13 protein-coding genes are annotated in these 12,026 nt (G+C 40.2%); 2 read left to right on the top strand and 11 right to left on the bottom strand.

The window, feature by feature from the left end; all coding sequences use genetic code 11:
* Positions 1-59: 59 nt before the first annotated feature.
* Positions 60-962 carry a hypothetical protein gene (locus tag ACQ76X_RS35095; RefSeq protein WP_341378005.1) on the bottom strand — a complete coding sequence of 301 codons (903 nt, stop codon included), beginning with the start codon at positions 960-962 and terminating at the stop codon, positions 60-62.
* Positions 963-1,654: 692 nt separating this feature from the next.
* On the opposite strand from ACQ76X_RS35095, the gene ACQ76X_RS35090 reads away from it, so the two are divergent.
* Complete coding sequence (locus tag ACQ76X_RS35090; RefSeq protein WP_438498502.1) at positions 1,655-2,425, top strand: hypothetical protein; 771 nt, start codon at positions 1,655-1,657, stop codon at positions 2,423-2,425.
* A gap of 175 nt (positions 2,426-2,600) precedes the next feature.
* Here the strand turns inward: ACQ76X_RS35090 and ACQ76X_RS35085 are convergent, their stop codons facing one another.
* Entirely contained in the window at positions 2,601-3,434 is an 834-nt protein-coding gene (locus ACQ76X_RS35085; RefSeq protein ID WP_438498500.1) for a hypothetical protein, read from the bottom strand.
* Between the two features lie 179 nt (positions 3,435-3,613).
* The gene (locus ACQ76X_RS35080) at positions 3,614-4,306 is read right to left on the bottom strand and encodes a hypothetical protein (RefSeq protein ID WP_438498499.1); all 693 of its coding nucleotides are present in this window, start codon (positions 4,304-4,306) and stop codon (positions 3,614-3,616) included.
* A gap of 219 nt (positions 4,307-4,525) precedes the next feature.
* Between ACQ76X_RS35080 and ACQ76X_RS35075 the strand changes: the two genes are divergently transcribed.
* Positions 4,526-5,605: a beta family protein gene (locus tag ACQ76X_RS35075; protein WP_438498498.1), complete on the top strand. Its 1,080-nt coding sequence runs from the start codon at positions 4,526-4,528 to the stop codon at positions 5,603-5,605.
* Here the strand turns inward: ACQ76X_RS35075 and ACQ76X_RS35070 are convergent.
* From ACQ76X_RS35070 to ACQ76X_RS35035, 8 genes are all read right to left on the bottom strand, one after another.
* On the bottom strand, positions 5,574-6,152 hold the full coding sequence (locus ACQ76X_RS35070) for a sce7726 family protein (RefSeq protein ID WP_341378000.1): 579 nt from the start codon (positions 6,150-6,152) through the stop codon (positions 5,574-5,576). The two genes, ACQ76X_RS35075 and ACQ76X_RS35070, sit on opposite strands and share 32 nt — an antisense overlap.
* A 226-nt stretch (positions 6,153-6,378) precedes the next feature.
* A complete protein-coding gene (locus ACQ76X_RS35065) occupies positions 6,379-6,597 on the bottom strand; it encodes a hypothetical protein (RefSeq protein ID WP_438498497.1) in 219 nt (72 codons plus the stop codon).
* 216 nt (positions 6,598-6,813) lie between these two features.
* Positions 6,814-7,212 (bottom strand): prepilin peptidase, encoded by a 399-nt coding sequence (locus tag ACQ76X_RS35060; protein ID WP_438498504.1) that lies wholly within the window; start codon positions 7,210-7,212, stop codon positions 6,814-6,816.
* A 177-nt stretch (positions 7,213-7,389) separates the two neighbouring features.
* Positions 7,390-9,780, bottom strand: a complete 2,391-nt coding sequence (locus ACQ76X_RS35055; protein ID WP_438498496.1) for a CARDB domain-containing protein — start codon at positions 9,778-9,780, stop codon at positions 7,390-7,392.
* 90 nt (positions 9,781-9,870) lie between these two features.
* Positions 9,871-10,767 (bottom strand): copper amine oxidase N-terminal domain-containing protein, encoded by an 897-nt coding sequence (locus tag ACQ76X_RS35050; protein ID WP_438498494.1) that lies wholly within the window; start codon positions 10,765-10,767, stop codon positions 9,871-9,873.
* Positions 10,751-11,125: a ribbon-helix-helix protein, CopG family gene (locus tag ACQ76X_RS35045; protein WP_438498493.1), complete on the bottom strand. Its 375-nt coding sequence runs from the start codon at positions 11,123-11,125 to the stop codon at positions 10,751-10,753. The genes ACQ76X_RS35050 and ACQ76X_RS35045 overlap by 17 nt, the downstream gene beginning before the upstream one ends.
* Positions 11,126-11,285: 160 nt before the next feature.
* Positions 11,286-11,600: a type II toxin-antitoxin system PemK/MazF family toxin gene (locus tag ACQ76X_RS35040; RefSeq protein WP_438498491.1), complete on the bottom strand. Its 315-nt coding sequence runs from the start codon at positions 11,598-11,600 to the stop codon at positions 11,286-11,288.
* Positions 11,601-11,629: 29 nt separating this feature from the next.
* Positions 11,630-11,788: a hypothetical protein gene (locus ACQ76X_RS35035; protein WP_438498490.1), complete on the bottom strand. Its 159-nt coding sequence runs from the start codon at positions 11,786-11,788 to the stop codon at positions 11,630-11,632.
* Positions 11,789-12,026 lie beyond the last annotated feature (238 nt).

The following is a 12,026-nucleotide window of genomic DNA, read 5'->3' as shown; positions in this document are numbered from 1 at the left end:
CCACCAGCCAGAGCCAGTGGGTATAATCTTAAACACAGAGGATTTAGTATTCAAGAACTTTATTTATCCTCGATTAATCTAATTAAATGAAGGGATTCAGGACCAATTTCAATGTTTTTATTATTATCTAATTTAACTAGCATTTTTTCACCATCGTATTGATGTACAATTCCATCCCCTAATCTTTTATGATTTATTCTTATTCCTGCTAACCTCTCTCCTGATCTCATAGCTTCCATCAGTTTAGCATCAAATTCATTATAGACTGGATAATAAATATCTGGTCTCAATTCTTCAAGGTATTGTTTTTCTGTAAAGATAATCCCTTTGGGCTTCGTTTTCGAAAAGGGAGGGTTGTTTAATTGCAATTTCAAATTCTTTATCTCGTCAAGAATTATTGATGTTTCTATACTTACCTCTCGCTTTTCTGGTATTTTTGCCGCCTCAATTCCTAAGAGAGAAATAAGAGAATGTGTGTCATTATCTTTGTGTTTTTCTGTTTCAATGAGAGTAGCCGACAGTTTTGAAATAGCAATTGAGACAGTATCAATCCGCAGTGAATGGTCGTACGGAATGTCTCTTAGATGTGAAGTATCAAAAACCCTGTTTGTCAGTTCATCTTTTAAGAGAACCACTGGTAAATTAAACGCCTGTCTTATCCCGAGCTCATACATAACATTCGGATTACGAGAACTCAAATCACAAATAGCCATATCTGCATTCACAATTTGCTTTAAAATATCTAATATTATTGTATTTGTTTGAATTGAATCGTCTGCTCTCTTTGGTTCAAAACCAGCTTTTTCACATGCTGGTTTAATAATATGTTGGTATACTCTGTCAAAATGCCCGGAATCATAACCGGGAGTATCTGCAATAGGCATAATTACAAAACAAGTTTTAAGCGGTTCGATTCCTGCATTTTCATCAGAGATCTTTTTAGTTTCATTTTTATTAGACACGCATAATCGCCTCCTGCAAAATAAAAACAGCTCTATCAGCCAAGGCTATCAGGGCTATTTGCCATTACTTTCCGACTACACTCTTCGGTGCTTCCGATTTGTGCAACGAAAGAATATCATGTCTGGGACATTCTGTAAACGACAAAATACCCACCAGCCGCAGCCGGTGGGCAATACTCTATTCTTTGGTCAATACAGCCCCGCTTTGTACTTGAGATATGCCTCCTCGACCGCTGCCTGGATCTTCAGGAGCAGCTAAGATCTCCTTGTTTACTAGTTAGAAACGTACGCCAATGCCTGCTGTAACTTGTCTTCGCCTCCCTGATCTTAGAATTCGGTCTGGGCATAAGCAAATCCCTCAGTGGCAATCTTATGCAGCAGTTCCGGCTGTGTCGCCGACAAACGCGCATCAAACAGGAGTCTTCCTTTGCTGCAGCAATGCCACGGCTCGCAATATCACAGTAGACAATACTCCGGTAATAATCAGGACGATTGCCGTTATGTACGGCTGAACTTGATCAATAACAGTTTGCGCAGTGTATCATCAAGCATCGTCGGCGCCTCCAAAAAAACAAGAACATTTGTTCTCTCTATAACCATGATAGGGACATCTAGCAATGAAAGGATTAGGATGATTTATATCGAATTATATATTTTAGAGAAAAACAATACAACGAAATGAGGGGATTTTTTTGAATGATACTTCTGGTGAAGAAATTAAACCGACAATAGATGAAGGGGAAAAGCTTGCCGCAGAGGCACTATCTTCAGACTTAGAGATTTATATAAAGGGCATTAATGAATCACTTAACTTAATCTCATTCGCCATTGATTTAGCGCCTGAAAAAAAACTTTTAGATGTTAGAAGTTCCTTAAAAGTAACCATTTCACTATTAATGAAAATGATAAATGATTTGAGAACGATGATTATACTTGCGCCAAGAGGATATTCCGTACAGACCGCAACCATTGCATCATCCCTATACGAGACTGCCTATACACTTACTTACATTGGTGGAAACGATAGTTTAGCAGACGAGTGGATATCACACACTGATGAGAGACATACTCCATTTGCATCAATAAAAAAAATAACAGAAGAAGTAATTTCTCAACTGTTTCCAGAAGATTATGATAGTTTGTTCAAAGGTGAATACCATAAATACACTCAACTTTGCATGGCCAAACATAGCAACCCATTAAACCAAATGCTTCACGTTTATAAATATGAAAGCAATGTGGTCATTGCTGAACCAGGACCAGAAACCAGCGAACACTCCATAAGACTTACATGTTTTTCGCTTGTTAACGGGATTTCTTTCGCTTCACTTGCTTTGGGCTCTTATATTAATCATCATCATCAAGACATAAATTCTGAATTTATAAAACAGTTCAACGAGTTACGCTCATATTATGAAGAGTTACAAAATACATCTTTCTTACGATGGGGAAATACTGAATAAGAAAATTCTTTAAACGAAAATATCCCGCCAGCCGAAGTTGGTGGGATATTTTTTATTGCTTTGTGAGGACGTTGCCTTGAACTTAAGATAAGCATCTTCAATAGCCGCCCGGATCTCTTCATTCGACACTCAGCTAGGAAGTCTGTATCGCTCTCCAGGACTTTTTATGTAGTGCTTATATAACGTAATCCTCGCCATCTTCCATTGACTCTTCACTTACTTTAGGTACTCTTAAATAATTGATTGTATGCTCAAGTACTTTTTTTCTTTCTATTATTCTAAATTCAGTTGCCTCTTCAGCCGACTCCTTATTGCCTAATAATACATTGTCTTTGTCCGTGGGGTGATAAATATACCATTTCTTGTCGCTGTTCGCCTCAACAATATAAAACCCTTCACTTAAATACTTGTTAAATTTCCGAATAAATTCTTTAAATGTATTACGAGCACTTGATAATAAGAACAAATTAACACCACAATTAATTGCGAAGAAAATAGCCATCATGGTCCAGAACCCTGCAGAAATTTTTTCATCCTCACTAAAATTGCTGGAACTCACTACAGCAGCAAAGAAGCTTGGTAACGCTGTAAATATTGATGATGTATGTACTAATAAAAATAATATAGATATGATAATGTTTAGACCATTAGGAAGATGTTTATCAAGCAGGGATTTCTCCGTGCTAATTATGTATTGAAGTGTCATATATGTAAAAGAAGCTACGATAATAATACATGTTACAACAATAAAAGAAATATCGAGTGTATACAGAAAAAAGGCGAACAAGATTGCGAAAGTAGAACTAATGATCCATTGCAAAAAGAAATATGCTAATTTTACGGAAGCTCTCCTTTCTTTAGTGAACAATACTTTTTCTAATTTGGTGGAGGTCAGCGCTGTAATCGGCTGCGCCTTTAGCAAAGGTAAAATAATTGTTCCTAATATGGCAACTATACCGCCCAATCCAATTATTTTACTATTTATGACTTTTACAATCTGATCCAACAACGTAACATCTCTCCAATCATCTAATCTTATAAATTGGAGTAATTATAATCCATCTGGAACATTATGTATGTGACGATAAGAAAAACTATCCTCCATACAATGAAATCCCCTACTAAAAATAGCAGAGGATTGAGCAATGCAAAAAAAAGTTTCCAGTAAATTAAGTATTTACAGCTATTTTAATTTATTCTCGCAACCGTTTTATGTACAGCTGACATAAATTTGTTTATCCTATTTACAACACTAGTCATATTTTCATATTCGATTTTTAATTTCTCCCCAACTACGAGGCTCGAATTGTGACTATATATCTCCAAAAATTTCGAATCTATCTCACAGTTTTTGTGGGCGATCAGATTTCTTAAAGCATAAATATCTCTAACATCAGATTCATGTACTGAAATTAATCCCAAATCTACATTTAGCGTTTTTAAAACACTGCTAATAGCATCATACATATTTTTATTAGACATTTTTTCAAAGACGCTTCTGTTAATATAGCCTTGTATCAACTTATCTATGTCCCCATCGATCAAGGTGGTTAAAGGAATTGAAATTCCTTTTAGAAAAATTGAAGTATTCTCATTGATTATCAATGAAACAACCTTTTGAATGTATACCTCTAACGTTCCATAAGCTCTTACAATAACATTTTCATATAACTTATTTGTGATTGTCCCATTAGAAATTTGTTCAATTAACTCTTCTACGCTTACTCCATAATTTACGTTAGGTTTAATCTCAACATCGCGAATATCCTCAGCAGTTGAGGTGAAATGTTGATAAATGTATTTAGATGCTTCCGCAAATATTGCTAATTCTTTAATTTCATTCACTGCTTGAGTACTAATCGCATTCAGTTCTATTCTCATATTCCAACTCGCCCCAGTATCTTTTTGTAATTTCAATATAATCGATTTGGAACATTATGTATATGAATTTTGTATCTTCGGTAAGGAGAATTTTCCAGTTTTTTTAATTATGTAATCCCACATATCGCCAAAATAATACTTTTATAGTAAAATAGCCTCATCTGGAAGACCTATAGCCAATACTCCAGCCTACGGAGAAACTTGCGGATGTGAGAAAAAGTGCTCGATAAAAGACATTATGTACCGATTTTAAAGTGGAAACAGGGAGAACAAACTGCACTCAACCTCTTGCCAAAGTTTATAAAAGAAACTATTACTCCGCTTATCGAGTTGCCGCCAATTGAGTGGGATTATGAGAAAGAACAACCTAAAAAAACAATAGATAAACATTTAAACGGGATAGGAGATTTAATTGATAAATATTGGGGACAGAAGCAAACTTTCTTTATAGATCTATTATACATTAATGGGAATGATCGGTTGCAAAATGGAGAACATCCTCTTAAATTCGTACTAGGTGATCTTCGTCAAAAAAAAGTTGTTGGAATACCAATTACTAGCGTAGATAGAGATGTAGATTTCCAAACTGAAATTATCGAAGCCAATCGAATTGATAATCATGGTGTGGGAATTAGATTGAGAGAGGAAGATTTCGGTGATCTTAAAGCGAGAATTGATTATTTACTTGCCATACTTAATATCGCCAAAAGAAACATTGATTTAATTGTAGATTTTGAATATATTGATCCCAATACCAATGTAAGAACAACCTTATTTTTAAAAGAATTTTTAAATAATATCCCTTATTTGAATGATTGGAGAAATATTATTTTTTGTGCCACCTCTTTTCCAAAAGATCTTTCGGAAGTTCAAAGAGACTCCATTGAAGTGTTACCTCGATCCGAATGGACCATTTGGAAAGATCTAATACAAACAGAGCGTCTTATAAGAAAACCAGTTTTTGGAGACTATACTATTGCAAATCCTTCACCTTTTGAGGCGGATCCCCGAGTTATAAAGATTCCAGCTAGTATTCGTTACACGGGAGACGATCAATTTGTAGTCTTCAAAGGAAAGAATTTACGGAAATTTGGATACGAACAATATTATGATTTAGCTGCTCAATTAGTAGACCATGATGAATACAAAGGACCAACATTTTCAGCCGGAGATCAGTATGCTTACGTTGTTGCAAGTAAATCAGATAAACCAGGGAGCCCAACTACTTGGAGGAGAGCAGGAACCAATCACCATATTGTTCAAGTGGCTACTGAACTCTCCAACCTTCTCTTGCCTTAAGATGTTTTCTGACTTCATATTTTAAATCATCTAAAGAAAGAGACATCGCAAGTGCTTCCCATAAAACTTTTCTTGGCTTGCTTAAAAGTCCTTTTTGCAAGCCTCTTTGTTTTAAAATAGAAATAGCCTCTTCTCTCCACAGCAGTTGTGCAACAGAAATTGAGTCGATATCTGGATTTTCTAAAGGCGTACGAACTGGGAATAAATAAACAACTCCATCTTCATCCATTTCAGCTCTTGTAATTCCCCACCAACTTGGAACAATATCGATTATTCCATCTATGTATTTTGAAGCAGTTAGAATTGTGATAGTATCAAAAACTTTATTATAAGTTTCACATTGTTTAGGAAGCCTCTCCAATGTGTCACTCTCACTTTTGATCTCGTATCCACTTATAGCACCGTTTACAACAGCCACATCAATCCTCGCATCTCCCTGACAAAGTGAAAGTTCGTTTAAAATTAATGTATTTTCAATTTCATCGGCATGTTCCGCCTGTAAACTTCGATGTAAAGAGGCTCGAATGTCAATATCTCTCGTTTTCATGCCGTCATTCCTTTCGTTAAAACTGAAAAAGCATCGGTCGGTATTGTAGCATAATGAAATTTATTTGTCATTATTAATTGTTCGAAATAAGAATTGAGAAGATAAAATTATCTTATTTGTTTTGGGACAATTTGTAAATACAAACTACCCACCAGCCGAAGCTAGTGGGCATGAACTTTTAATGAAATCTATGCATAAAAAAAGCCACTCCGTTGAGCGACCGTCACTAATGCTTCATTTTGACTAATGCTTCTAAGATGTTTTCTTTTAAATACAAGTGTTTCACAGGTAAAACAACATCATTAACACCTAACACTTGAACGCCCTGAGTACGCGCCGCTGTTTCTACTGCCTCAACAAATGACATCCTGTTATCTTCAACATTTACTCGGATGTTATGAACATCCCATAGATCGAGAACCAGAGTATTGTTTGTTTGTTCCATAGCAGATAGCCCCTTTCAGCATTTTCTCTATTGTGTCATAATACGTCAGGTTTTGCTATATATACTATTTCACAAAAATCCTCAAGATTCGATACTTTAGAGTTACTGAAATCATTTCCCCCCTGAGTTAGCGTCCATATAGCATCAGCCAACATAGAAAAAAAGCCCACCAGCAGAAGCTAGGTTGACGTGCTTTCCGATTAGTTTTTCAAAACGTCACAGGATAACAACAATTAACCCCAGGCTGAGAAACGGTGCCAACGGCACGGAACGCTGGACCGCTAAAGACAGCAGTCTTCTTCCCCCCAGGTATAGAAACACAAGAATGCACATCAAAAATAGTACTACTACCGCTCGTTCCACCCCGATACCCAATCCAATCAATGTCACCAGTTTCACATCACCGGCTCCCAGAGATGAGGGGCTGATCATAAAGATCAGGAATAACACTATGCCTGGGATTAACCCCCATAAATATTCTGGACTACACAGAGTCCTGAATACAAACAAAAATATAATAGCAGGATAAGTTAGTTTATTAGAAATCCGCCGCTCCGTTATATCGGTGTAACTGAACCAGCAACAAAGGATGAGTAGACTTGTTGTCAGTAGCATATTTACTATGGCCATCCTTTATACCCCTAGCTCAGGAAACATCAATTGCAAGCCACAGAGAATTATCGCTTCCAACAGAGTGAATAAGTTAGATATCATGATTTCCTCCTTTATGAGAGCCTTCACAGTGCTCATAAGCAAAACCCCACCACGAATGATGAGGTTAGCTAGTTTATTTTAATCTGTCCGTCTCAAATTCTGCACATCATCATACATACTGCCGAAAATTTCTACTTGCTTGGTGATGCAAGTGACCAGGTTATTCATGCCGGACGGATCGGTGGAGATCTTGATCCGATAGTATCCATCGGTAGCATTGACCGAGGTCATATACTTTCGGCCTTGATAAGTCTTTCCTGAATCGGATGTGATCGTCTGCAGAGGCAACTCCCAGGTAGCTGTGTTCCGATTCCCACTGGTTTTCTCCAGTTTGATTTTGCGTTCCATCTTCCAGTTCGGGTCGTAGAATGTGGCATAGACCTCTACTGGACCGTAATACTGTCCTCCAATTGGATAGGCCGTCCCTTCCAGACCGGCTGGGACTTTGGTTTCCCAATTCGTGTTATATACAGTCTTCACTTTTAGTTCGATCCCGTAACCGGCACGAGTAATTTCATTTGCATTCTTCCCTGTTCTATTCGCATAAGGAATGATTTCCCAAGACCCCCGGCTCTCGCGATCTGATTCTTTTGCCCTCTTCAGATCTGTAGCAATACCTTGCTTCGTGTTTACTTCTGCTGATATGGTCAGCTTCTCATTGTAAGAGACAAGTTTATTCTCCCAGATGGGATCGCTGTAATCTGTGTAATACTCCGTATAGAACTGAGTGAGTCCATCTGCTCTGGTGTAGCTTGCAGTGTACGATTTAGTGGGATAGCCTGTAATGACCGGATAAGTTACGTTCCAATCAGCTGCTGCTTCGGGCTGGTTGCATTCGCTGCCGTTTCCGGATGCGCTAGAGGTCACGGTGCAGCCGGTAGTCGCCACATTATTACTCCGGTCCTGATCAACCTTCTCCTTTTCTGGATCTACAGAAACGGTAAGATTATGCGCTCCTGTTGAATGGCCTGTCCACTGAAAAGGTCCAACGGTCAAGCTCTGGCCAGCGGCAAAAGATTTTCTCGTTTCATAGATTTTGTTCGCATTATCAAAAAAACGAATGAGCACATTACTCTGACCATCCGCACTATTATTCTTTACTGCAGCTGTAATACTGCTCTGTCCACCCTTCTGAATCGCCGATGGGGAAGCCGTGATCGATACCGCGATCAAATCCGCTTCCGGAGCTTTGCGTTCAACGGTCCAATAACCCTGAATGGTATTATTCTGATACGCTGCAGACGGCGATTCAAGTGCGCGGTCCGGATGATTCGGGTTGTTGACGATACCGTCCACTTTGATATAGTACTTGCCCGGAGCTTGCCCAATATCAATTTTACCCAGCATGTAATTATATTCCTGACCATTCTTAAGATTTGCCGGTAAGTTAGTGAACATAGATGGCAACGCAAACTCAGCTGCCAGTGGTCCACCGATCTTCACGTTCGCCGTCATTGGCATTCCCCGGTTATTTGTATAATCCGATGTAAATCCGTCAGCACCGTTATAGCGGAACCTCAACCACAACTGCCCGGCTTCGGTCAGCGTCAGCTTCATAGGTACATAGTCCATAGGCTCATCCACAGCAAGATTAATAGATTGTATCGCTGTACGTCCATAGCCATCATCCATGATAATGTCCACGTTCTCCCCAAGCACATCGGCAATTTCCTTGGCGCTAATGGAGATCGATCCTGCTTCTTTCTCCTGAGATGCGTTTGCCCGGATATATTTCCCATCGGTCAGACTGACAACATTGCTTAGATCGGGAAAAGCGCCTTTGGGCGCAGCGATCAGGCGGATGTCCCTGTCCGTGTATCCATAACCGGCATATGAAATTGTGAGGTTCTGTCCATTCATGACTTTAAGTTCCGGCCATGCGCTGACCACATACATCGCCCGGTTCACACCCTCACTGACCTTCTGGGTCTTGTCGAACTTGATACCCATACGCGGAACAATCCCCGAAGTCCGCAAGAAGGGATACCTTCTCTCCAAACGATAATAAAATTCATGTCCCTCTTGAAATAGAGGATCATTGGCGTTCTCGCTGAACCGCTCTTTAAAAAAAGCTCGCTGTTCAGCCGTGAGGGATTGACCTCCCCATACGGCATCGAACAAGCTTGCCAGCGAAGCTTTGCTTTTATAGACTAGACCGAACCCATTCTCCTTGTTAAAATCCTCGTCATCAGGCGTTTGCTTGACGCTGAAAGCATCATAGTTGGGGACGATCCGTGTCTGGCCACTTGAGAAGGTATACAGTCCAGCCCATTGGTGTAGTTGCCACGGATTCTGCGATACACTCTTTTCCAGAGCCGGGACATAGCCAGCAAACTGCCCCCCTTCTTTCCCGTAATTCCAGTCTACATACTTGTTTAACAACGGGCTGACTGAGTCCGCTGCTGCTACCGCTGATACCATTAATGACAAGGCAATACTGAGTACACAAGTCCACCCTTTTTTCTTCATTTAGTTTTCCCCCTTTCAAGTTTCAGACAGCAAAAAGAGCCTGCGCATTCAGCAGACTCTTTTAGTTAATTAGTTGTTGAGCTCTTGCGATCAATCTAATTTCCGCGCTAACTTTTGCACCTCTGATAAAGTAGCAGTTGTATCTTTCACACCCCCAATGACGATAGCATCATCAGTTATTTCTCCGTACAATTCTCCTAAATCAGGAGTACCGTTGCTATCCAACTCAATCACGTACCCTTCCTGCTCATCACGGCCAGGATAGACTTGCGCGAGGGAGAGAAAACCGCTACCCTTGCCAATCGCATAGGTGTAGCTCTTGCCAGGTACAAGATCAACGGAAGAACCATCAGCTTCATAATACTGACCATAGGCTTCCTTCGGCAGGGTGAAGGATAGTTTCCCGTTCTCTACCTTCATATTGTTCGCAAACAAGGTCTTGGCCAGCTTAATATAACCCGGCTTCCAGGCAAAATCAGTACTGTACATGTTATTCCCGTTTGCCGTTCCCGGAGTTGGTGATGGACTAGGCGAAGGAGAGACCGTGCCGCCGCTTGCTGTCGTAATGGTCACAAGCTTCGTCTGCTGGTTCCAGTCCACTGCCGCCCCCAGAGCCTCAGAGACAAACCGCAACGGAACATAGGTCCGATTCTGCTGTGCTCTTGCTGGTACATCCAGCTTAAAAATGACCGTATCCACGGTCACGGTATCACTGTTTACTTTCATTACAATGTTCTTGCTGTCTTGCTTAATAGTCACGATCCGATTGCTATACCCTACAGTAGCTCCCAGCGCCTCACTCACAAAGCGAATCGGGATCATTACCCGGTTGCCTTCATCATATGGCCGGGCATCTGGAAACTGAACGATTTTACCGTTCACCTGGACCGAGACAGCCGCTTGAGCCGCACTGCCTACACTGGCCAACATACCGAGCATGATCACTGCTGTGAGCACACTACTTAACACTTTATGACTCCTTTTCATTCTGATCACTCCCCATTTTCGAATTCATTCTTGCGGACATACCTTGAATTAATTGCAATAAATCTTGTACGATCCGGTACAGCTCTGCTTCACCATTGCGGAGACCCTGCTCATTGTCTAACAGCCGCTGCCGCCATTCCGGACTCCAGAAATACTCATGCTCGTCCTGATCCAGTCGGTGAATTGCCTCACGAATCGCTTCAGACCGGCTGGTTTTGTGCTTCTCGCAATATCGCTCAAGGATTTCTTCTGTCGACTTGTCCAGCCGTGTAGGGATCGACTTACTTTTAGGATTATATGATTTAGGACGACCCGCCTGTTTGATATCCGAGGGGGTAGATGGATTAGATGATTGCAAAAATATCGCCTCCATTATTTTGTTATACTTTTATAGTATGATTAAGTGTAACAAAAGTAAAGAAATATTTTCCAAATCCTTCTCCCCTACTCTCACCTCTTCCTCCCCTACTGAAAAAAAGACAAAATAAAAAGCCCCATCTCGGCGCTTGTGAACTTGCTTATTCGTAAAACTTCCCCAATACATTTAATAAATCCTCATCATGCAGCGTTCCCAGATATTTGCCGATCTTATCGTGATGCAAAGGAACAAACTGCGAGCAGCGTGCGACGGATGGTTGACTAAGCCCGGCTCTTTGCCAATACTTAAGTACTAAATCCTTCGGATCACCTGCCCGCTCAGCATGCGAGGTCACCTTAATGACGATGGATTGATTCTCCCGGGTATCCAGCACAATGCCAGGCCGCAATTTCTCAACCTCTCCATCATCAAAAGGGTACAGGACAAGATATACGTCTCCACGGTTATGATTCATCATCTGCTAAACTAATACGGTATATTAGCCTATTTCTCTCCTTTTTCACGTTTAAATTCTGCTTCTGCTTTTTGAAGATTCGCTTCAGCAGCTGCCCACAATTCCGGGAGCCTTTTATCCACTTTACGATTCGCTTCTTTCAATGGGTTCGGACTGTTCGTAATCAAATCGTTCTCCTCCTCATTCATGCAACAACATACCTCCAATCTTTGTAGAGATTATGAGTATGCTATTAGATCAAGATTTTATACCTTATTGTCTGCATGTGTAGCTATTATAACACATTGTCTAAGATGTGAAGCGCATGTCCAGCATGTTCTCTCCCTCCTTTGTATTCATTTCTCACAAGACAAGCATATCCCAATTATTCAATCCAAACGTATTAAAAAAGTATGGATTTTGATTCCCTCGTACAAAGAGAATAAT

This window comes from Paenibacillus sp. IHBB 3054, assembly GCF_051594305.1.
In the GTDB taxonomy this organism is placed as follows: domain Bacteria; phylum Bacillota; class Bacilli; order Paenibacillales; family Paenibacillaceae; genus Paenibacillus_AQ.
The sequence above is the reverse complement of the archived record's forward strand: the minus strand, read 5'-3'. Positions and strand labels throughout refer to the sequence as shown.